The organism is Peptoniphilus duerdenii ATCC BAA-1640 (genome assembly GCF_000146345.1).
GTDB classification, from domain to species: domain Bacteria; phylum Bacillota; class Clostridia; order Tissierellales; family Peptoniphilaceae; genus Peptoniphilus_B; species Peptoniphilus_B duerdenii.
On record NZ_GL397071.1, the window covers coordinates 2,037,481 to 2,058,994 of the forward strand.

The 21,514-nt window shown below is 35.1% G+C and carries 28 protein-coding genes and 1 other annotated feature; all 28 genes read right to left on the minus strand.

The features are described 5' to 3' along the window. Window position 1: 1 nt before the first annotated feature. A complete protein-coding gene (locus HMPREF9225_RS09215; RefSeq protein ID WP_008902681.1) occupies window positions 2-721 on the minus strand; it encodes a Stp1/IreP family PP2C-type Ser/Thr phosphatase in 720 nt (239 codons plus the stop codon). Then, window positions 699-1,727, minus strand: a complete 1,029-nt coding sequence (gene rlmN / locus HMPREF9225_RS09220) for a dual-specificity RNA methyltransferase RlmN (RefSeq protein ID WP_008902682.1) — start codon at window positions 1,725-1,727, stop codon at window positions 699-701. The genes HMPREF9225_RS09215 and rlmN overlap by 23 nt, the downstream gene beginning before the upstream one ends. After that, window positions 1,727-2,980 (minus strand): 16S rRNA (cytosine(967)-C(5))-methyltransferase RsmB, encoded by a 1,254-nt coding sequence (rsmB, locus tag HMPREF9225_RS09225; RefSeq protein WP_040551498.1) that lies wholly within the window; start codon window positions 2,978-2,980, stop codon window positions 1,727-1,729. The genes rlmN and rsmB overlap by 1 nt, the downstream gene beginning before the upstream one ends. Before the next feature lies 1 nt (window position 2,981). Continuing rightward, window positions 2,982-3,683 carry a zinc metallopeptidase gene (locus HMPREF9225_RS09230; protein WP_008902684.1) on the minus strand — a complete coding sequence of 234 codons (702 nt, stop codon included), beginning with the start codon at window positions 3,681-3,683 and terminating at the stop codon, window positions 2,982-2,984. Between the two features lie 2 nt (window positions 3,684-3,685). Beyond that, window positions 3,686-4,606, minus strand: coding sequence for a methionyl-tRNA formyltransferase (fmt, locus tag HMPREF9225_RS09235; protein WP_008902685.1), 921 nt, complete (start codon window positions 4,604-4,606; stop codon window positions 3,686-3,688). After that, window positions 4,603-5,085, minus strand: coding sequence for a peptide deformylase (gene def / locus HMPREF9225_RS09240; RefSeq protein WP_008902686.1), 483 nt, complete (start codon window positions 5,083-5,085; stop codon window positions 4,603-4,605). The genes fmt and def overlap by 4 nt, the downstream gene beginning before the upstream one ends. Window positions 5,086-5,092: 7 nt before the next feature. Next, window positions 5,093-7,399, minus strand: coding sequence for a replication restart helicase PriA (gene priA, locus HMPREF9225_RS09245; RefSeq protein WP_008902687.1), 2,307 nt, complete (start codon window positions 7,397-7,399; stop codon window positions 5,093-5,095). Between the two features lie 62 nt (window positions 7,400-7,461). Continuing rightward, complete coding sequence (rpoZ, locus tag HMPREF9225_RS09250) at window positions 7,462-7,791, minus strand: DNA-directed RNA polymerase subunit omega (RefSeq protein ID WP_008902688.1); 330 nt, start codon at window positions 7,789-7,791, stop codon at window positions 7,462-7,464. Next, window positions 7,772-8,404, minus strand: a complete 633-nt coding sequence (gmk, locus tag HMPREF9225_RS09255; protein ID WP_008902689.1) for a guanylate kinase — start codon at window positions 8,402-8,404, stop codon at window positions 7,772-7,774. The genes rpoZ and gmk overlap by 20 nt, the downstream gene beginning before the upstream one ends. A gap of 8 nt (window positions 8,405-8,412) precedes the next feature. Then, window positions 8,413-9,288 carry a YicC/YloC family endoribonuclease gene (locus HMPREF9225_RS09260; RefSeq protein ID WP_008902690.1) on the minus strand — a complete coding sequence of 292 codons (876 nt, stop codon included), beginning with the start codon at window positions 9,286-9,288 and terminating at the stop codon, window positions 8,413-8,415. Between the two features lie 27 nt (window positions 9,289-9,315). Then, window positions 9,316-9,828, minus strand: a complete 513-nt coding sequence (locus HMPREF9225_RS09265) for a MogA/MoaB family molybdenum cofactor biosynthesis protein (protein ID WP_008902691.1) — start codon at window positions 9,826-9,828, stop codon at window positions 9,316-9,318. A 244-nt stretch (window positions 9,829-10,072) separates the two neighbouring features. Beyond that, window positions 10,073-10,252, minus strand: coding sequence for a 50S ribosomal protein L32 (gene rpmF, locus HMPREF9225_RS09270; RefSeq protein WP_008902692.1), 180 nt, complete (start codon window positions 10,250-10,252; stop codon window positions 10,073-10,075). Window positions 10,253-10,254: 2 nt separating this feature from the next. Beyond that, window positions 10,255-10,779, minus strand: a complete 525-nt coding sequence (locus tag HMPREF9225_RS09275; protein ID WP_008902693.1) for a YceD family protein — start codon at window positions 10,777-10,779, stop codon at window positions 10,255-10,257. A 103-nt stretch (window positions 10,780-10,882) separates the two neighbouring features. Continuing rightward, window positions 10,883-11,257: a RidA family protein gene (locus HMPREF9225_RS09280; RefSeq protein WP_008902694.1), complete on the minus strand. Its 375-nt coding sequence runs from the start codon at window positions 11,255-11,257 to the stop codon at window positions 10,883-10,885. Then, window positions 11,257-11,598 (minus strand): ribosome silencing factor, encoded by a 342-nt coding sequence (rsfS, locus tag HMPREF9225_RS09285; RefSeq protein ID WP_008902695.1) that lies wholly within the window; start codon window positions 11,596-11,598, stop codon window positions 11,257-11,259. Before rsfS ends, HMPREF9225_RS09280 begins: the two co-directional genes overlap by 1 nt. A gap of 9 nt (window positions 11,599-11,607) precedes the next feature. Then, on the minus strand, window positions 11,608-12,501 hold the full coding sequence (locus HMPREF9225_RS09290; protein WP_008902696.1) for an LCP family protein: 894 nt from the start codon (window positions 12,499-12,501) through the stop codon (window positions 11,608-11,610). Beyond that, window positions 12,494-13,060, minus strand: coding sequence for a bis(5'-nucleosyl)-tetraphosphatase (symmetrical) YqeK (gene yqeK / locus HMPREF9225_RS09295; RefSeq protein ID WP_008902697.1), 567 nt, complete (start codon window positions 13,058-13,060; stop codon window positions 12,494-12,496). The genes HMPREF9225_RS09290 and yqeK overlap by 8 nt, the downstream gene beginning before the upstream one ends. Then, window positions 13,053-13,643: a nicotinate-nucleotide adenylyltransferase gene (gene nadD, locus HMPREF9225_RS09300; RefSeq protein ID WP_008902698.1), complete on the minus strand. Its 591-nt coding sequence runs from the start codon at window positions 13,641-13,643 to the stop codon at window positions 13,053-13,055. The genes yqeK and nadD overlap by 8 nt, the downstream gene beginning before the upstream one ends. After that, window positions 13,640-13,927 (minus strand): ribosome assembly RNA-binding protein YhbY, encoded by a 288-nt coding sequence (yhbY, locus tag HMPREF9225_RS09305; RefSeq protein ID WP_008902699.1) that lies wholly within the window; start codon window positions 13,925-13,927, stop codon window positions 13,640-13,642. Before yhbY ends, nadD begins: the two co-directional genes overlap by 4 nt. Before the next feature lie 6 nt (window positions 13,928-13,933). Beyond that, window positions 13,934-15,199, minus strand: a complete 1,266-nt coding sequence (gene obgE / locus HMPREF9225_RS09310) for a GTPase ObgE (protein ID WP_008902700.1) — start codon at window positions 15,197-15,199, stop codon at window positions 13,934-13,936. Between the two features lie 101 nt (window positions 15,200-15,300). Continuing rightward, window positions 15,301-15,588, minus strand: a complete 288-nt coding sequence (gene rpmA, locus HMPREF9225_RS09315) for a 50S ribosomal protein L27 (protein WP_008902701.1) — start codon at window positions 15,586-15,588, stop codon at window positions 15,301-15,303. Then, entirely contained in the window at window positions 15,581-15,922 is a 342-nt protein-coding gene (locus HMPREF9225_RS09320) for a ribosomal-processing cysteine protease Prp (RefSeq protein WP_008902702.1), read from the minus strand. The genes rpmA and HMPREF9225_RS09320 overlap by 8 nt, the downstream gene beginning before the upstream one ends. Continuing rightward, a complete protein-coding gene (gene rplU, locus HMPREF9225_RS09325; protein ID WP_008902703.1) occupies window positions 15,922-16,227 on the minus strand; it encodes a 50S ribosomal protein L21 in 306 nt (101 codons plus the stop codon). The genes HMPREF9225_RS09320 and rplU overlap by 1 nt, the downstream gene beginning before the upstream one ends. A 13-nt stretch (window positions 16,228-16,240) precedes the next feature. Further along, window positions 16,241-16,308 (minus strand) — a sequence feature (ribosomal protein L21 leader region). Between the two features lie 227 nt (window positions 16,309-16,535). Further along, window positions 16,536-18,539 (minus strand): sodium-translocating pyrophosphatase, encoded by a 2,004-nt coding sequence (locus HMPREF9225_RS09330; RefSeq protein WP_008902704.1) that lies wholly within the window; start codon window positions 18,537-18,539, stop codon window positions 16,536-16,538. Window positions 18,540-18,560: 21 nt separating this feature from the next. After that, window positions 18,561-18,788, minus strand: a complete 228-nt coding sequence (locus HMPREF9225_RS09335) for a preprotein translocase subunit SecG (RefSeq protein WP_008902705.1) — start codon at window positions 18,786-18,788, stop codon at window positions 18,561-18,563. 166 nt (window positions 18,789-18,954) lie between these two features. Then, entirely contained in the window at window positions 18,955-20,145 is a 1,191-nt protein-coding gene (gene ilvA, locus HMPREF9225_RS09340) for a threonine ammonia-lyase (protein ID WP_008902706.1), read from the minus strand. A gap of 2 nt (window positions 20,146-20,147) precedes the next feature. Continuing rightward, complete coding sequence (locus HMPREF9225_RS09345; protein ID WP_008902707.1) at window positions 20,148-20,372, minus strand: DUF951 domain-containing protein; 225 nt, start codon at window positions 20,370-20,372, stop codon at window positions 20,148-20,150. A gap of 9 nt (window positions 20,373-20,381) precedes the next feature. After that, window positions 20,382-21,458 (minus strand): hypothetical protein, encoded by a 1,077-nt coding sequence (locus HMPREF9225_RS09350; protein WP_008902708.1) that lies wholly within the window; start codon window positions 21,456-21,458, stop codon window positions 20,382-20,384. Window positions 21,459-21,514: the final 56 nt, after the last annotated feature.

Here is a 21,514-nt window from a genome sequence, read left to right on the forward strand (position 1 = left end):
CTTAACACCTACTTGTAAATATTATAAAGGTTATATTATCGACTCCGCCATTATCCAGTGCTTCTTTTAAAAGTTCGTCTGCGGCAGCTTCGAGATCTTCATTCTTTAATATCTCTTCTATTTTGTTATTTGTAACCATGTTGGTTAGTCCATCAGAAGTCATAAGAAATATTTTGTCCTTCGTTGGACTTACAAAAACATTCTTCTTTTTAAGTTTTGATTCTGTGCCTAACGCTTGAGTCAATACGTTTTTGTTTGGATGATTTTTTGCTTCTTCTTCCGATATTTCTCCCATATCGAGAAGGTAGTTTACATAGGTGTCATCTCTTGTCAAAAGTCTTAAACCTTCCTTGTCCATTTCGTAAATTCTGGAGTCACCTATATTTGCGTAGTAGAGATTATCTTCATAAACAAGGCCCAGTGATAGGGTGGTGCCCATACCTGAGTATTTTTCATTTTCCGAAGATAATTTTAGTATTTTTGAGTTGGCTTTTTCTATTGCTTCTATCATAGCCTTCTCAATTTCCTCACTACTTTCTATTTTTAAATCTTTAAAATATTCGCTTATTTCTAGGACGGCAGTCTTGCTTGCAGTTTCTCCTGCTAAATGACCTCCCATCCCATCGCATAAGATGAAGAGGTTAAGTTCAGAGTTCGCATATAAGTAGTCTTCGTTGTTTGCCCTTACCAATCCCTTATCAGTTCGCTTTGCTATTTTCATTTTCCAACCTCTTTCTTCTAAGCTGGCCACAAGATGCAGAAATATCTGATCCAAGCTCTCTTCTTATTGTAGCATTAATACCACCTTTTAAAAGCATATTTTGAAATTTCTTTGCACCTTTTGGTGATGTCTTTCCTTTATTATACTCTTTAATTGGATTTAGTGGAATAAGATTCACGTGTACTTTTATATCTTTTGTAATTCTTATTAGTTCATCTGCATCGATTTCTCTATCGTTTACATCTTTTATAAGAGTATATTCAAGGGTTATTCTCGTGCCTGTCCCTTCGCTATAATATTTTGAAGCTGCAAGCACTTCTTCTATGGAATATCTATTCGTAATCGGCATTATCTTTTTTCTATCCTCGTCAAAAGGACTGTGAAGTGAGATTGCTAGATTTATCGGTTTCTTTAACTTTTCTAAATCATATATCCTTGGAACTATTCCACAACTAGAGATGGTGATGGATCTATTACTTAGATTTTTTCCATTTTCATCGTGGATGATGTCAAAGAATTTAATTACATTTTCATAATTATCCAGAGGTTCTCCACTTCCCATAAGTACAATATTTGAAATATTTATTCCAAGTTTATTTTCAACTAAATAAATCTGTCCTGCCATTTCCGATGGAGTTAGATTTCTTATACGTCCACCTTTTGTAGACGCGCAAAATGAACAGCCCATCCTGCATCCAACCTGTGTTGAGATACACTGAGAGTATCCATGTTCATACTTAAGAAGTACCCCTTCGATTAAATTGCCATCGTTTAACTCAAATAAAAATTTAACCGTCTCATCGATTTTGGAATGGTACTCCTCGAATATCTTTATCTCTCTTACAGGAAGACTTTTTAAATCTTTTGGAAGGTTTGAAGAACTATTCAAATCCCATTTTTTATTTTTGTTGAAGAAGGTAAAAAGTTGTTGTGCTCTGAACTTTTTCTCTCCAATTTCTTCGATATAGGACTTCATTTCTTCAAAAGTCAAATCGTTTATAAACATTAAATCCTCCTCAAAAGACTTATGGAAAATCCATCTGCTTCCATTGTAGCATCAGTCTTAAAGGTATCCTTTCCAAAGGTCTTTATCTTTTCAAAATCTCTATTTTTTTCTAAAAATTTATCTACTATATTTTCGTTTTCTTCTTCTAATACTGAACAGGTTGAATACATGAGAAGTCCGCCTGGTTTTAAATATTTGCCTGCGTTATCTAATAGTTTTTCTTGAACACAAGTTATGCTTTCTAAATCTACTTCTTTGTACCTGATTTCTGGATGCCTTCTAATAAGTCCAATGGCTGAACATGGTGCATCCAAAAGCACATAGTCAAACTTTTCATTATACTTTTCATCGTAAATGGTAGCATCTCTAGTTTCAATTTCTAAATTAGAAAGCCCTAACCTCTTTGCGTTTTCTCTAAGCTCCACCATGTCCTTTATGTCCCAGGCTACTACCCTTCCAGTTTTATTTAATATTTCTAAGAGATGAGTGGTCTTGCCGCCGGGATTTGCGCACATATCCAAAACCAAACTGTCCTCTTTTGGATTTAGAAGTTCAGAAATTAAAATTGACCCGGAATCTTGCACATAGAATTTTCCATTTTTAAATTCATCTGTTTTAAAGATATCCTTCGGATCTTCAACAATAATCCCAGATTTTGTCAGCATATCTTTTCTTACATTATATTTTACACCTAGAGATTTTATAAGTTCGTCTCTTGTTAATTTTGTGAAGTTTGCCCTTATGGTGAAGTTGTCATCTGTATTATTTAGTTTGAGTATCTCTTCTAATTTATCTTTTGAATAATTTTTTTCTAAGTAGTCAAAGTATTTTTCTGGGACAGAGTACCTGGTCAAGTAGTAGTCTTTTCCCTTTAAATCCACTTCAAAATCTTTTGTTCTCATAAAATTTCTAAGAAGTCCATTTACAAATCCGACACTTCCCTTGTGGGAAACCTTCTTTGTAAGTTTAACCGCCTCATCTACTATTGTATAATCCGGTATTCCATCTAAAAATATATATTGATATAGACTCATTTCAAGTATTATTCTAATATCTTCGTGAATCTTCTTGAACCTAATCTTGGAGTTCTTTTTTATAAGATAGTCAAGATAAGTTTTATTTCTAAGACTTCCTGTGGTTATATTTCTAAGTAGAGCAATATTTTCGCTCCTACTTTTATTTAATTCTTCTGATAAAAATGCACCGCTAGATACATTTTTGAGTATCTGCAGTGCTTCTCTTCTAACTGACATACTAATCCCTTCTTGATCTTGCAATTGAAAGTATCCTAAGTAGGTTACCTATTGCAGTTATCATAGATGCTAAATAGGTTAGAGCTGCCGCTGATAGCACGTCCCTTGCCCCATCTAGTTCCTGCTCTGTCATTATATTATCTGCAAGCTGAAGTTTCGCTCTCCTTGATGCATCCACTTCTACTGGAAGTGTGATGATTGTAAATAAAACCGCAACTATAAACATAGCTATCCCAACATTTATAAGTATTTCACTCACAAACATTCCAAGTATTACTAGTGTTATTGCAAAGTTTGAACCTATCTGTGCTGCTGGAGCCAATGTCTGTCTTAAAACAAGCGGTCTATAACTTTCCTTATCTTGAATCGCATGACCTACTTCGTGGGCTGCAACTGCTGCAGATGCGATGGACTCACCGTCATAAACATTCTGTGAAAGAGAAAGTGATTTGTCCCTAGGATCATAGTGGTCCGTAAGTGTTCCGTTAATTCTTCTTATGGTCACATCGCTAAGTCCGTTTCTATCTAAGATTATTCTTGCTACTTCTGCCCCAGTTAGTGAACGTGAATTTCTAATTTTAGAATATTTCGCGTAATTTCTAGTTATCTTAGATTGGGCGTAAAGAGCAAGTATAAGTCCTGGTAGTACGTATACCATGTAGGAATAATATCCTAAATATGCTCCACCTGTTTGTCCAAACATTTTTAGCCTCCTATTATACTTCCTTTTTCTATCTTTCTACCTCTGAAAAAATCTTCTGCATCCATCATTTTCTTGCCTGGCCATTGAAGTCTATGTGCCTTTATAGAGCCGTCCTTTGTAGCTATTTCTAAATATTTACTAGATTCTAAAACTTCTCCCGGCTCTCCTTTTCCCTCAGAGACTTCTATTTCATCGAGTTTTATTCTATTTCCATCATATAGGATTGATATTCCATTTTTCTTTGTAAGCCCTCTTGAGAGTCTTTCGATGTAATTTTTATCCATAGATGTAAAATCTAGGTATCCGAAATCTTTTGAAATCTTTGGAGCGTAGGTTGACTCTTCGTCATTTTGTTTAGTCCAATTTAGATTTCCTTTTGAATATCTATTTACAAATTCAACTATTAAATCTGCTCCCATCTCTGAAAGTTCCTCTTCTAGTTCTTCCACATTCTTCTTTCCGATTTCAGTCTTTCCAACTAGAGAATAATCTCCAGTATCTAGTCCTTCTTCCACTTTCATTATGGATACTCCCGCTTCCTTATCACCATTTATGATTGCGAAGTTAATTGGAGCTGCCCCTCTTAGTTTTGGAAGGATAGAAGCGTGAATGTTCACAGGATTATCTCCTGTTAAATTTAAAATTCCATCTCTTAAAATCTTTCCATAGGCGCATACTACTACTAGATCTGCGTTAAATGATTTTAAATATTCTATTGAGTCGGAAGAATTTACATTTTTGGGTTGAAAGACTTCGATATTTCTTTCTAAAGCAGCCTTTTTAACTGGAGGCATGGTAATTTTTTTGCCTCTTCCTGAACTTTTATCCTCATTGGTAACCGCTAAGACTACTTCAAAATTGTCCGCAAGTTTTTCAAATGGTTTAACCGCAAATTCAGGTGTTCCCATGTAAATTATTCTCACTCTTCCACCTCATCATCTTCATCTTGAATATTATGGATTTCTGTAGCAAGATCGGTGTAGAGTATTCCATTTAAATGATCAATCTCGTGTTGAAAAATTCTTGCAGTGAATCCTTCAGCTTCCAAAGTTTTTTCTTCTCCATTTTCGTCCATGTAGGTCACTACAATATGGTTTGCCCTATTTACAGTTCCCTGTTTTCCAGGAACACTAAGACATCCTTCTGGACCTACTTGTTCCCCATCTTTTTCGATAATTTTAGGATTTATAAATGCTCCTCTAAGTCCGTCTTGGTCGTCTAAAGTTATTATTCTTCTAAGAATCCCTACCTGTGGAGCCGCAAGACCTACTCCGTTAGAGTAGTCCATAGTTTCAAACATGTCACTGATTAGGGTCTTCATTCTGTCATTTATATCATTAACTTCTTTTGAAATTTTTCTAAGTATCGGATCTTCATCTGTCCTTATATTTCTAATTGCCATATTCACCTCAAAATTCTATAAATACTTCTATTCTATTATTCTTCATATTCTCTTTTACCCATTCTAACACAGTTAATAACTCATTTCTTCTCTGTGGCATGACTTTTAACATAAATCTCACCTTATATACATTTTTTATCTTTGGCATGGTGGTTACTTGAGAATATTTAATCATGTCTTGACATTTATAAGTTAAAACTTCTAAAAAGTCTTCTGCAAAACTCTTGAGCCCTTCTTCTTTATTGGATGTAAAAACCACAGAAATTAATTCTTCAAATGGTGGGTACTCCATCTTTTCTCTTACATAGAGTTCGTCTTTGTAAAATCCTTCATAGTCACTTCTAGCCGCATGGGTTATGCTGTAATTATCTGGAGTGTAGGTCTGTATTACGCAGCTTCCTTCTATGGATCCTCTACCTGCCCTTCCACTTACCTGGGTGATGAGTTGGAATGTGGTTTCATTTGCCCTGTAGTCTGAAACGTAAAGGCTCATATCCGCTGCAATAATTCCTACCAAGGTCACATTTTCAAAGTCAAAACCTTTTGAAATCATCTGGGTTCCGATTAAGATGTCAATATTTCCAGACTTCATGTTTTCATACATCTTGTCGTAGGAATCTTTTCTACCCATGGTATCCCTGTCCATCCTAAAGACTTTTGCTTCTGGATAGTATTTTTTCACTTCTGCTTCGACCTGTTGAGTGCCTACTCCGAATCTCTTTATAAAACTGGAGCCACAGTTTGGACATGTGGTCACCATTTTTTTCGTCGCCCCGCAGTAATGGCAACGAAGTATATTCATGTCCTTGTGGTAGGTCATGGAGATGTCGCAATTGTCGCATTTTATAACTTCTCCACAGGATCTGCAGCTTACAAAGTTTGAAAATCCTCTTCTATTTAAAAATAGAATTGCTTGATTTTTATTTTTTATGGTTTCATCTAATTTTTCTTTCAATATTCCACTGAAGATGCTGGTGTTTCCTCTAATTAGTTCAGATCTCATATCTGCAATGTGAACCTTAGGAAGTAGAGCTCCCTTTACCGCTCTATTTTTAAGTTTAAACAGGCCGTATTCACCTTTTTCTGCCTTATAGTAGGAGTTTACCTTTGGAGTTGCAGATCCAAGGACTACTTTTCCTATGCCTTCCATTCTAAATTTTGCAACTTCTAATGTGTCGTAGGCGTTTTGACTGGTAAAATTATAGGAATTATCATGTTCTTCGTCAATGATTACCATCTTCAAATTTTTAAATGGCGCAAAGACTGCAGACCTCGCTCCCACTACTATGTCTACTTCATCATTCTTTATCTTTAGGTACTGGTCAAATCTCTCTCCAAGGGATAATCTAGAATGCAAAATGGAAACTCTGCCAGGAAATCTTCCTCTAAATCTCTCAATCATCTGTGGTGTGAGCCCAATTTCAGGAACTAGCATGCATACCTGTCCACCCTTTTCGATTACATCTTCTGCAAGTTTTAGATACACTTCTGTCTTACCAGAACCGGTCTTTCCATGGAGTAGGTTGACTGTCTTCTTGGAATTTAAAATTCCGTTAAGGGCATTTAGTTGTTCTTCATTTAAAGGATGCCTTATAGTTTTATATTCTTCTCCGTAAGGATCTCTAGTTTCTTTCTTTTCATAGGTTGTGACTATTTTTTGTTTTACTAGGGTGTTAACGGGAGAGTTGGAGATGGATAGAGCTTCTAAAATATCTTTTAGTTCGCTATCCCCATTTTTTGAAAGATATTCTATTACATATTTTCCTTGGGTGGATATTTTCTTGTTAAAAAGCAGGTCCAGGTAGTCGTCACTTAATCTGTAAATAGTTACAAACTTTTCTTTTACATCGCTTCTTACTTTGTATTTTAAGTTTACTAGACCTTTTTCTTTATATGCTTTTAAAACTTTTCTGTCTTCTTCTCTTAGAGTCTTTATGTCTTTATTTAATATTTCTTTTGGGACTTCATCTGAGTCACTTTCTGCGTATACTTCTATGCTCTTAATATCTCCCGGCGGGAGTATCGGTTGAAATGATTTAAAATATCCTCTTAGGTACCTTTTCTTTAAGAATAATCCAAGCTCGATTAATTTTTCGTCGATGATCGGTTCTTCATCTATTACCTCTAAGATGTCCTTGGTCTTTTCTACGTCACTCTCTTCTAAATTATAGAGTACAAGTCCTATCGCCGTTCTATTTCCTCTTCCAAAGGGAACTACTACCCTACATCCAGGTTCTACATATTCATTTGTTCTATATGTGTAAAGTGTATCGAAACTGGATGCACTCTTATCGATAAATACCTTGATATACATTGTTTCTCCCTATAAAAAAAGTAGGAACAATCCTACTTTAAATCCAATTAGAAAATATTTTATTATTCTTCCTCTACGTCTTCTATAGCTTCAGTCTCTTCTACTGTATCTAGCTTGATTTCTTTTAACATTTCTGCTTTTAGTATATTTAGCTTTTCATTTTTTTGTTCTTCGATATATTCGTCGTATTGATCGTCAGTCATAGTTGGTCCGTAAACTATATCACCTTTTACAACTTCATCAAGTGCGATACTTACAGGTTTTTGTAGTTCTGTTTCTTCAAGTGGTTCGTTTCCGTCTACGATCTTTCTAGCGCGCTTTGAAACAAGCATAACTAGTTTATATCTAGAGTCTGTTACTTTTTTTATTTCTTCAAAGGATGGTATTATCATCGTCATTACCTCTTTCTAACACTTCTGCTTTTATACTTTTAAATCTCTTTGTTCTAAGTTTTTCTGCTGAAATTATATGTTCTATATCTTGCACCGCTTGATCCACCGTATTATTTACCACGAAGAAGTCATATTCGCCAACGAAGTCAAGCTCCTTGTAGGCGTTTGAAAATCTGGTATTTATCTCTTCTTCGGTTTCTGTATCTCTATTTATAAGTCTCTGTTTAAGTTCTGACATGGATGGTGGTAGAAGGAATATAAATACAGCTTCTTTATAGCGCTTCTTAATTTGGAGCGCTCCTTGAACATCTATTTCCAAAAGGACTATCTCGCCTTTTTCTATTTCGTTAAAGACAAATTCCTTTGGTGTTCCATAATAATTCGTATGAACAAAAGCATATTCCAAAAGGCCATCGTTTTGCACCATGTTTTCAAATTCATCCACCGATACAAAGAAATAGTTCTCACCATTTACTTCTCCTGGTCTAGGTGTCCTAGTGGTTACCGATGTGGAAAATACAATTTCTTTATTTTTTTTCATAAGTGCGGCACTTACTGTTCCCTTTCCACTTCCGGAAGGTCCACTTAGCACCATTAAAAAGCCTTTTGACATGTTGCCTCCTATTCAATATTTTGAATCTGTTCTCTTAGTTTTTCGATTTCGCTTTTAAGATTCACCACAAGTTTCAAAATTTCACTACTTGTGGTCTTTGAACCAATTGTATTTGCTTCTCTATTAAATTCTTGTAGTAAGAAATCTATTTTTCTTCCTACTGAATCTGTATCCTTTATTATATCATTAAATTGAGAAATGTGGGAGGTTAGACGCGTAATTTCTTCATCAATTGATAGTTTATCTGCCATAATTGCAAGCTCTGTGGTAAGCCTTGGAAGGTCTAAATCTTCCTCTTTTAATCTCTCATATATATTTTCAGTTAATTTTTTTTCGTTTTCTTCTATAACTTTTGGAGAGAGAAGTTTTATTTCTTCTACGATTTCTTCTATATTTACAACTTTTGTTTTTAGATCTTCTTTTAGATTTTCTCCTTCAGCTATTCTCATCTCATCCAGATTTTCTACTGCAACTCTTACAGTTTGTAGTACCTGGTTTAAAAGTTCTTTGTCAGTTTCGTTTGTGCTAGATTTCTTCAAGACTCCTTCTAAAAATACTATATCTTTTAAAGTTATCTTTTCTTCGATTTCCAAAGTATTTCTAAGGTCTTCCATATCTCGATAGTAAGCCTTAGCGAGATCTTTGTTTATAGATAACTCTTGAAGATCTGGGTTTTGAACATCATAGCTTAGATATAGGTCTACTTTCCCTCTTTTTAATTTTGATTTTACTTCCTGTCTAATCTTGTCTTCAATGGACATAAAATCCTTTGGAACTCTTAAGTTTAATTCTAAGTACCTGGAGTTTACAGATTTCACTTCCACCTTTGTCATATAATTCTCGCTCTTTACAAGCGCCATTCCGTAGCCAGTCATGGACTTCATAATATCACCAACTTAATCAATTATTAATTATCTTCTGTGTCTTTGAGTTCCTGTTTTTGAACAATCTATCTTTTCTTCAGACATTATTTCTAAAGCATATGGTAGTAGATCAATGATAAACTCAAGATTTTCCTCTGCTGCATCTGGATTGCCTGGAAGATTTATAATTAGTGTTCCGTGTCTAATTCCGCATACTCCTCTTGATAGAATTGCATTTCTAACTTTTAAAGCGGAGCATCTTCTCATCTCTTCTGATAGTCCTGGCACTATTCTTTCGCAGACATTTAATGTAGCCTCTGGGGTGTTATCTCTAATAGCACAGCCTGTTCCTCCTGCTGTTACTATAAGTTTTATTTCTTTTTCTGCAGCAAGTCTTATGAGTTCGTCTTCAATTTTGTATCTCTCATCGCTTACTTTTGATTTACCTATTACGTTAAATCCGTTTTTTTCTAAAATTTCTATGACCTTTGGTCCAGTCATATCTTTTTCATCACTATTAAATGATGAATCATTTACTAAAACAACATGTGCACCAAACATTTTTATCTCCTTTTGTTAGAAAAATTTAAATTTTTTCTTTAAAATCTAAAAATTTCTCAAATATATATCAAATATTTTTTATAGTTTTCTTTAAATATAATATATCAGAATGGCCTTTAAAATGCATTCTTATTTTATATTTTATCTCTAAATTTTTATCTTAAAATCAACTGTTTTTAAATCATTTCTATGTAATTAAAAATAAAAAAAGCGCCACATGCGCTTATTTTATAAGCTGTGGCACTTAGTCCATTGCAATAACTTCTTTTCCATTGTAAAATCCGCAGCTTGGGCACACTCTGTGTGGAAGCTTAGCCTCATGGCAGTTAGGGCATTCTACAACTGTAGCTTTGTTTAATCTATAGCTTGAAGCTCTTCTCTTATTTCTTCTTTGTTTTGATGTTTTCCTCTTTGGTACAGCCATTCTTACACCTCCTCATTAAAGAGATTTAGTAATCCCTCAAATCTAGGGTCAATTTCCCTTTCATGTTCACAATCACAAGGACCTTCGTTTAGATCCTTTCCACATTTTGGACATAGTCCTTTACAGTTCTCACTACAAAGATGTTTATTATTTGTATCTGAGATGACTTGGGATATGATTATGTCTGAAAGATCGATCCCATCTGCTTTTAGTTCAAAATATTCAGTCATTGCATCGTCGTAATCTTCTAAGTTACCTAAATCTTTTATAAAATAGCAACATACGAATGACTCTACGTCCTTTTGCAATTTCTTTAGACATCTGTCACAAGAAGTATTATACTTATATTTCATGTATAAATCAAGTTTAATTTCTGGATTTAAGTTATATAATACTCCCTTATACTCTATTGGAAACTCTATATCTATTCCGTCAAGTACATAGTCGCTTTCATTTTCTTCAAGAAATCCTTTAATTTCCCAGGTTTTATCCGGCGATTCAAGGAAATTCTTTACATTTAAAATCATATTATCACCTCAAAAGCGCTATAATATTTTATACTTTTTTTGCAAATTTGTCAAGAATTTTAAATATTATAAAAAAATCCCGAGATAATCTCGGGACAATTTTTTAAGCTAATGCTATCATTTCTATTTCAATTGGTGCTCCCTTTGGTAGTGCAGCCACTTGAACGCATGATCTTGCTGGTTTATGATCTGAGAAGTATCTTCCGTATACTTCATTTACCTTTGCAAAATCGTTGATATCTGCTAGAAATATTGCAACTTTAATTACTTTATCTAGTGATGAACCTGCATTTTCAAGAATTGCTTTGTTGTTTTCAAGTGATCTTTCTGCAGCTTTTTCAATAGTTTCTGTAACTAACTCTCCTGTTGCAGGGCATAGTGGTATTTGTCCTGATGTAAAAATCATTCCGTTTGCTTTAATTGCTTGTGAATAAGGTCCAACTGCTGCTGGAGCTTTGTCAGTGTGTAGTACTTCCATTATTTTTCCTCCTTTTGATTTTCATCATCCCAAAGTCTTTCCAAATTATAGTACTCTCTTTCATCTCTGTGGAATACATGTACTATTATATCACCATAATCAAGAAGTATCCACCTCATGGAGTTTTGTCCTTCTTTATTATTGACAAATTCTTTTGCTTCTGCCATTTTATCTTCGATTTCATCGGCAAGAGCTCTCACTTGGTTAGAAGAATTACCACTTACTATTACAAAGTAGTCGGCAACGCTTGAAAGCCTCTTTATATCTAAAATTTTTATATCTATTCCAAGCTTATCTTCGCAAGATTTCTTAATTATTTCTAACTTCTTATTAGTATCCATAGTACCTCCTTATTCAATTCCCAAACTTCTTACAAGTTCTCTACTCTTTTCTTTGTCGTAAATAAAGTAGGAAATTCTATTAATGTATTTTGGATTTCCTGGCAATGTCATGGTTTCCATATTGCTTAAATCACATCTTGTTATATTTTTACCCATTTCAACCAAGTTTTCAAAAGGAATATTCGTTTTTGTGTGAAGTTTATAAGAATTTAATATTTTTGGTACTCCTAAGATTCCCCTTGGAGTCTTAAGTGTATGAATAAAACTTGATACAAATTCTCTTTGTGCGCCTACTCTTCCTAGGTCCGCATCCTTGTATCCATGTCTAAATCTCAAAAATCCGATGGCTTTATTTCCATCTAGAGTTTGAAGTCCCTGTTTAAGATCTATTACTAGTGGTGGCTCGTCCCATTCGTCGGTGTACTGCATATCCATTGGAACGTCTATTTCCACTCCTCCTACCGCATCTACAGAATCTTTTACGAAGTCGTAGTCAATTGCTAGGTAGTACGGAATATTTGTTCCAAGCATTTCGTTTACAGTCTTAAGGGTAAGTTCTGGACCTCCATAGTTAAATGAATGGTTTAATTTTTCTTTGTTTCTCTTTCCATCTATGCTTACTCTTGAGTCTCTTGGTATTGATATCAAGCTTATTTTATCAGTTTTGTAGTTAAAGTTAAAAAGTATCATGGTGTCAGATCTAGAACTCTTCTTGCTATTTATATCTAGTTTGTCTGCACCCATAAGTAAAAATGTTATATTGTCATTACTTGCCTTAAGTCCTTCTAGTATATCTGAAGGATTGTCTGCTCCCAGTTTTGAAACTGTAAATACGAGCATTCCTGCTGCTATTATTATGACTAGTAGTAGGGTTATAAAAAATGCTTTGAAAAATTTAGCCATTTCTCTTCTCCAATAAATAATTTCTAGTTTCTATAGTGGAAATATCTATAGATGCTCTCTGTTTAATCAAAAATTCAATGTTCATGTCCAGTTTCATGATAGATGCAAGCACTATATCTTCGTAAGCCATATGTCTTACTTCATCTACTCCTTTAAACGCCCTGCTAGGCTCTATATAGTCAGAGATGAAGATAATCATATCGAGCATAGTCATAGGAATTCTGCCAGTTGTATGGGCTGCTATGGCTTCTAGAATCTCTTCGTCTTCAATCTTATAATCGACTCTTGCTTTTATAGGTCCCACATAGGTGTGGATCAATTTATTATTTTCAAGATACTTCTTAGGTAGCTTAACATTGTATAGTTTTGCTGCGTATTCCTCTCCCTTTGCATACTTTGCACAGTCATGTATAAGTCCTGCTAAATATGCCTTGTCCTCATCTACATTGTAGACCTTAGCAAGCCTCTTTGCTGTATTTGCAACTTGTAGAGAGTGTTCGTACCTAGATTTTTTTAAATTTTTCTTTAAATCTTCCTTAATTAGTTCGATACTAATCATAGAGACCTTCCTTTTCTATATATGAAATAACATCATCTGGTACCAGGTACTTTATGCTTCTACCTTCTTTTACCCTATTTCTAATATCGGTAGAGGAAATTTCGTACCTAGGTATGCTTGCTAAATATATTTCTAACCCAAATTCCTTCTTTAAACTATCTATTTCTTCAGAAATCTTTAAATCGTCATCGTAATCAGGTCTAATTGCAACGATAAATCTTGTAAGTTTTGAAATCTTTTCAAAATTTTTCCAAGACCTAAGCAGGAACAAGGTATCTGTTCCGATTATAAAATAATATTCATCTTTGGTTTTGGAAAGTTCAGTCATCGTGTCAACGGTAAAAGATTTACCTTCCCTCTTGGATTCAATATCTAGCACTTCAAAATCCCTATTGTCAAAAGTTGCAATTACTGTCATCTCATATCTTTTTTCGCTTGAAACTTCTAATTTCTTATGAGGAGGATCTCCCGTCGGGATAAAATATATTTTATCCAAGTTAAAATCCTCCTTAATATGCTCAGCTATCATAAGATGTGCCAAGTGAATAGGATTCATAGTGCCGCCCATAATTCCTATCTTCATAGCTCTATCTTTTTATTTTCCTTTGATTCTCTATAAAGAGTTAGTTTTTTCCCTATTAGATTTACAAAATCAGCTCCAGTAGCTTCGATTATTTCATCTACTACTTCTTTTCCTTCTACAGGAGAGTTTTGTAAAAATGTTATTTTTATAAGTTCATGGCTCTCTAAAGACGCGTCTATTTGGGAAAGTAAACCTTCTGTTATCCCACTCTTGCCCACCTGGATAAGTGGCTTTAAATCGTGGGCTAGGCTCTTTAGATAAGCTCTCTGTTTTGAATTAATCATACTACCTCACTTAAAAAATTCAAATTCGAATCCGCCTATGATTACAGTGTCATCATCGGTTGCTCCAAGTTCACGAAGCTTGTCGATGACTCCATTTTTTGAAAGATTTTCTTGGAAATATCTAACTGAATCTCTGTCGTCAAAATTGGTTGAGCGAAGAAGTTTATCTATATAAGGTCCATCAACAGTGTATTCACCGTAGCTATTTACATATACCTTTATTCCTTCTTCTCTTTCCGGTTCAATGTATTCTATATCATAGGTTTCTTCTTCTAGTTCTGTAGTGTTTACAAGGTGTAAGACATACTTCATAAGTTTGTCTACATTCTTTGTAGTTGCAACAGAACCTGAAAATATTTCGTACTTATCTCCCAGTTCTTCAGTCACCTTTTTAAGACCTTCTTCAGAACCAGGAATATCCATTTTGTTCATAAAGATTACCATAGGTTTTTCCATAAGTTTTTCGTTATAGCCTTTTAGTTCATCCATTATCTTGTAGAAATCAGAGATTGGATCTCTTCCTTCAGATCCTGATGCGTCTATAACATGGATTAAAACCTTGGTTCTTTCAATATGGCGTAAAAATTCGTCCCCAAGTCCAATTCCTTCAGATGCCCCTTCAATAAGTCCAGGTATGTCTGCAAGGACAAAACTTTCTTCTGGACCAAGGCTTACCACTCCGAGGTTTGGTTCAAGGGTTGTGAAATGATAGTTGGCAATCTTTGGTCTCGCATTTGAAACCACTGATAAAAGCGTAGATTTACCCACGTTTGGAAAACCAACTAATCCAACATCCGCAAGCATCTTAAGTTCTAGAACAATATCTCTATTTTCACCTAAGTTGCCAGCTTCCGCAAAAGATGGCGCCTGTCTCGTAGAATTTTTGAACTTTGCATTTCCTCTACCGCCTCTACCGCCTTTTGCAATTATATATTCCATATTTGGCTTATTTAAATCGACTATTACTCCGCCGGATTCTTCGTCCTTAACAAGAGTTCCCACCGGTACTTTTAGGATGATATCTTCACCCTTTGCACCGTATTTTAGTTTACTCATGCCATTTTCACCATTTGGAGCTTTGTATTTTCTTTTGTATCTAAAGTCCATCAAGGTGTGTATACCTGTGTCAGTCTTTATAATTACACTGCCACCTCTACCACCATCTCCGCCATGTGGACCACCTGCTGGTTCGAATTTTTCTCTTCTCCATGCAACAGCTCCATCTCCACCTTTGCCGGCTTGGACATTGATATGTGCTTTATCTATAAACATATTAACCTCCAAAATATTATATCACATGATCATTTTATGAAATTTTAAAAAATTTTTAAAATCTCTAAATTTAAAAAAAAGTCGCAACTTGTGCGACTTAACTATGCTTCTATTTTATAAACACTTGCGTATTTTTTCATCCCTCTGCCACGAGTTTCGAATCTAAGTATTCCTTCTTCTGTAGCAAATAAAGTGTCATCTTTTCCTCTCATAACATTGTGACCTGGGTGAATCTTGGTTCCTCTTTGTCTAACTATGATGTTTCCAGCTAGTACAAATTGTCCGTCACCTTTTTTAACTCCAAGTCTCTTTGCTTCAGAGTCTCTACCGTTCTTTGAAGAACCGGCTCCTTTTTTAGATGAAAAAAGTCTAAGATCAAATCTAATCATTTTGCACCTCCAGTTTAATTACTTCTAGGTTAATTGGAAATTGCTTACTAATGAGCCTAAGTCCCAGCTCCATCGAAGAGAATAGTGTTTTAACATCTTCTCTTAAGTAAGCGTCATCCTCTATCATTACTTTTAAATATCCATCTTCTTGATAGTCGTATATTTTATTTTCATCAAGTCCACATACTTCTAATAGGGAAAAATACAGCGTCTGTGTCAGAGCAGAAACTCCGTTACAAACTATTTCTTCGTATTCGTCTATCCCAGTAGCGTGATCCTTCGATTCAAATCCGAAAGTTACATTGTCTTTCGTATAAATACTGACCTTTGTCATTATGCGATATTAGTGATTTCCACTAATGTGAATGGTTGACGATGGCCTTTTTTAGTTCTTTCGTTTTTCTTAGCTTTGTATTTGTATGTGATTACTTTTTTTCCTTTTCCGTTAGCTAGAACTTTTGCTTCTACTTTTGCTCCGGAAACCACTGGAGTACCGATTTTAATCTCTTCTCCACCTATTGCTAGAACTCTATCGAAAGTAACCAAGTCTCCTTCTTCGACATTTAGTTTTTCAACTTTAACTTTGTCACCAACTTTAACTTGGTATTGCTTTCCGCCTGTTTCAATTACTGCGTACATTGTAGCACCTCCTTAAATATTTAAGACTCGCCTGTGCAGGTGTATTACTTAAAAACCTACTTAGAGCGGTTACAGTTAATTATAATATCATATGAAGTACATAGTTTCAAGTGTTTAGACTATTTTTTTAATATTTTTTGTCAAATTAAATTTTATTTTTTATTTGGGTGAATTTCGTTCTAAATTTTTTAATTTTTAATAATATTATAACTTTATTTTATTTTAACATAATTATTCATAAAAATATTTCTAAGAATTTATTTAAGCAATAAAAAAGGACCTCTTGCGAAGTCCTTGATTTTATTATTTTATAGGAAAAGTCCGCCTATCTTAACGAATAGTGGTGCAAATACTAGTGAAACTACTGTGATTAGTTTTATTAGTATGTTTAGTGATGGTCCTGAAGTATCTTTGAATGGGTCACCAACTGTATCTCCGGTTACTGCTGCTTTGTGAGCATCAGATCCCTTTCCACCGTGAGCTCCTGTTTCAATATATTTCTTTGCGTTGTCCCATGCTCCACCTGCGTTAGACATGAATATCGCCATTAGAACTCCAGTTACTAGTGCTCCTGCTTGAAGTCCACCTAGTGCTTCTGGTCCTAGGCATACTCCTACTAAAATAGGAACTATAACTGCGATAAGTCCTGGGATAATCATTTCTCTAAGTGCTGCTGTTGTAGAAATATCTACACATCTTGCATATTCTGGAGTTGCTTTTCCTTCCATGATTCCTGGAATTTCTTTGAATTGTCTTCTAACTTCGTCAATCATTGATGAAGCTGCGTTACCTACTGCTGCCATTGTAAGTGCTGAGAATGCAAATGGAAGCATACCACCGATAAATGTTGCTGCTATAACTGCTGGTTTAGAAATATCAATTCCTTCTAGTCCAGTTGCGTTTATATATGATACGAATAGTGCTAGTGCTGTTAAAGCTGCTGATCCTATTGCGAATCCTTTACCTATTGCTGCTGTTGTATTACCTACAGAGTCAAGTGAGTCTGTGATTTCTCTTACGTCTTCTGGAAGTTCACACATTTCTGCGATACCACCAGCGTTGTCAGCGATTGGTCCATATGCGTCTACTGCGATTGTCATACCTGCAGTTGAAAGCATACCTACTGCTGCAAGAGCTATTCCGTAAAGTCCGTGGATTGCTGATCCATGTCCACCTGCTCCTATATAAGATGCAATGATTCCAATTGCGATTATAATGATTGGTCCAACTGTTGACATCATACCTACTGATAGTCCAGAGATGATGTTAGTTGCGTGACCTGTAGTTGATTCTTCAGCTATTGTTCTAACTGGTTTATAAGAATCTGCAGTGTAGTATTCTGTAAATTTAGAGATGATAAGTCCTACTACGATACCGATTATAACTGGTATAAATGGTTTCATTTCTCCAAAAATTCTATTTGAGAAGAATGCTGCTGCCGCTATTGTAACTACGGATGCAATATATGTTCCCATGTTAAGTGCTTTTTGTGGGTTCTTATCTCCTTTTACGAAGAACGCTGCGATGATACATGCAACGATACCTACTGCTGCTATTATAAGTCCAAATTCAACACCTTTTTCTTGGTATGCTACTGCTCCAAGGGTGATTACTGATAGTAGAGCTCCTACGTATGATTCGAAAAGGTCTGCTCCCATTCCTGCTACGTCCCCTACGTTATCTCCAACGTTATCTGCTATTACTGCTGGGTTTCTTGGGTCGTCTTCTGGAATTCCTGCTTCTACCTTACCTACTAAGTCTGCTCCTACGTCTGCAGCTTTTGTATAGATACCACCACCAACTCTTCCGAATAGAGCGATTGATGATGCACCTAGTGAAAATCCTGTTACGATTGTAGGATCTTTGCCTGTTAGTAGGTATGCTAATGAGATACCGATGATACCAAGTCCTACAACACACATTCCCATTACAACTCCACCGGAGAATGCAATGTCAAGGGCTTTTCCAAGTCCTGATTTCCATGCTGCGTTTGCTGTTCTAACGTTAGCTTTAGTTGCAACCTTCATTCCTACATATCCTGCTAGGATTGAGAAAAGTGCTCCACATAAGAAGCAGATTGCAATTTTGATGTCTTTTAGTCCGATAAATAGAACTATAAATAGTGCCAATACAAAGAATACAAGTGCTTTGTATTCTCTTGTAAGAAATGCCATAGCACCGTCTTGGATGTAGCCTGAGATTTCTTTCATTCTGTCATTTCCAGGTTCTTGCTTAGAAATGAAACTAGCTTTCATAAATGCAAATAAAAGTGCTACTACCCCTATAACAGGTGCTATTACTAGAATATCCATTATGATTCCTCCTGTTTTTTATTATTGGATTGCTAGTAGTACTAGTAAAGATACTATAAATACTATTGATGAGTAAGTTACGATTTTGTTTAACTTCTCTTTCTTGCTTTGACCTGTGTGTTCTCCCCATAAGGATTCTACTGATCCGTCTAGAGTACCAAGTCCTGCTTGTTCAGATTCCATTGATGCTACTGTTATTGTTATTACTACAGAAACCAATAGAATGATGATTGATAATACTGTCTGCATACTGACCTCCCAATCTTTTATCTTAGTCTATAACATATGTATTCTATCACAATAGCTTTCTTTAATCAATTGAAAATTATATAAATTCCCGTATTTCTTCTTTATTTTTCCTAAAAAAAAGATATGAACCTCGTGATTCATATCTTCTCTCTAATTAAATTTATTTTTATTTTTTTGTAAATTTGTATCCTTGTTCAGCAAGCTTTTTTTCTAGTTCTTTTTGGTGTTCAAAGTTTCTTGTGCTTACTACTACGTTTACTATTACTGCATCTATTGCATCTGAATGCGCTTCTATCTTTTGTCTTATGTGAGAGATATTTGCCTTTTCTTCTTCTAGAATCTTTGTAAGTTTTGACATTTCTCCTGGTGTGTCGTTTAGTACTACGTCGTATTCTGCAGCTCTTCCTGATTTGAATAATCCTTTGTCGATTACCTTTTGAATTCTGGTTACGTCGATGTTTCCTCCGGATACTACGCAGCATACCTTCTTGCCTGCGTGTTCGAATTTATCATACATTACTGCAGCTACTGGTGTTGCTCCTGCTCCTTCTGCTACGATCTTGTCTTTTTCAAGTAGTGTTAGGATTGCACTTGCGATTTCTTGTTCGTCTACTAGTACGATTTCATCTACGAATTCATTTATTATTTCATAGGTAATTTTTCCTGGAACTTTTACTGCGATTCCATCTGCTATGGTTGATCCGCCAGCTACTTCTGTAATCTTGCCAGCTTTTCTAGATTCGTACATTGATGGGATTGCTTTTGTTTGAACTCCTATTACCTTTACATGTGGGCATTCTTTTTTGATTGCTTGTGCTACCCCTGAGATTAGTCCGCCGCCTCCGATTGGAACTACTACTATGTCTACTCCTGGTAATTGCTCTGCTATTTCTAGTCCAATGGTTCCTTGTCCAGCGATTACTTCTTCGTCGTCAAATGGTGCTATGAATGTGTATCCTTTTTCTCTTACTAGTTCTTCTGCCTTTGCCTTTGCATCGTCAAATGTTTCTGGAACTAGAACTACTTCTGCTCCGTAATTTTCTGTTGCTTCAACCTTTGAAATAGGTGCGTGTAGTGGCATACAGATTATGGATTTGATTCCTTTTTCTGTTGCAGATTTAGCTACACCTTGTGCGTGGTTTCCTGCTGAGCACGCTATAACTCCCTTGGCAGCTTCTTCTGGTGTCAAGGTTGCAATTTTGTTATATGCTCCTCTTAGTTTAAATGATCCTGTGTCTTGAAGTACTTCAACCTTTAGATAAATGTCGTCTCCTAGGTTTGGAGCCTTTACTACAGGTGTTTCTTTGATGTGACCTTTTAGTCTTTCTTTTGCATCGTAAATTTTTTGAACGTCCATTTTTACTCCTCTTTTTTTTCGTGGTGAACTATACTTATGAATTTATCGTCAACTTTAATCTTTCTAACTCTTTTTTCAAAGTCGATTCTAGATATCCATACAACTCTTTCACAGTTTAGGCATTTTAATTTCATGTCTATACCAAGTCTTGTAATCTCCCATTCATTTTCTCCGCATGCATGGGGCTTCTTCAAAGTTACTATGTCCCCTAGTTCATAATAGAGCATGTTCACCTCCTAATCATTTTCTCCCGAAATATCTCTCATCGTATTCTTGTTAACAGTACGCGAAGAGACTATTTTGTAGATGTTTACCTTGCCATCTTTTAATGTGGCTACGGTAACACCGCCAACTTCCATTCTTTCTATCCCCGAACCGAGTCTGGTATAAAACTCTTGGGATGTACCTATTTCTCCACCTATGTCACTTTCTCCATAGGCATAGATGCTTCCTCCCACATCTTTAAGTCTTGTAACATTTGCTGCTACTATCATCTTGTCAGTTTCATCTAGATTTAAATTATATTTTGATAGAATTCCACTGTGAAGTAGGTAAATATGTGAATTTCTATAGAGAACATCTGAAATATTAGGAATATCTTTTTTGTCTATCTTATCCGGTGTGATCTTGTATATGTTTTTGTCAGTTATAAAAAATACCTTTCTATCTTTTATATTTAGTGATAGTCCCACTTCTTGATTGTAGTCCGTCTTTTTTACTTGACCATCAGATATTGTAAGTATGGTCTTGTAACCCTGTGCATAAGGGCTTATCTCAGATACAGCATAATTCTTTTCATTTACCACGTACATGGATGTTATGTAGTTGTCAGTCTTGTATACATTTTTAATAGTTAGTCCATCTAGAATAGATATCTCTTCTCTATTTCCCTCTTTTAAATGAAGCACTATCTTTGAACCCTGTTCTTCAATATTGTAAACGTCAATATTTGTAGTTATGCTTCCTAGGTACTCCCCGTTTTCTCCGTACTTGTAAAGTTTCTTTAGATCCTCATCATAGAGAAATCCAAAATTACCTGCGAAGAAAGATACATAGGTCTCTTGAGATTTGTCTATCTTTCTAAGAAGTTCTCCATCCTTATCGGTAATGTAAAGGTAGCTTCCATCAAAGATCATAATGGTAGACGAGGTTATGTGAAAATCTTGAGCATTTTCAACGAAACCCGGAGTTTTAACCTTAATCATCATCTTTGATCCTGAAATATTGCCGATATTTATAAGTAGTGTTATTAAAACAATGAAAAAAGAAGCTCCTATAAAAACCCTCTTTTTATTCTCTTTGATATATTCCATATCGTCCTCCAGATTAATTATATCATTTACTATTATTTACTTCAAAAATAATAATA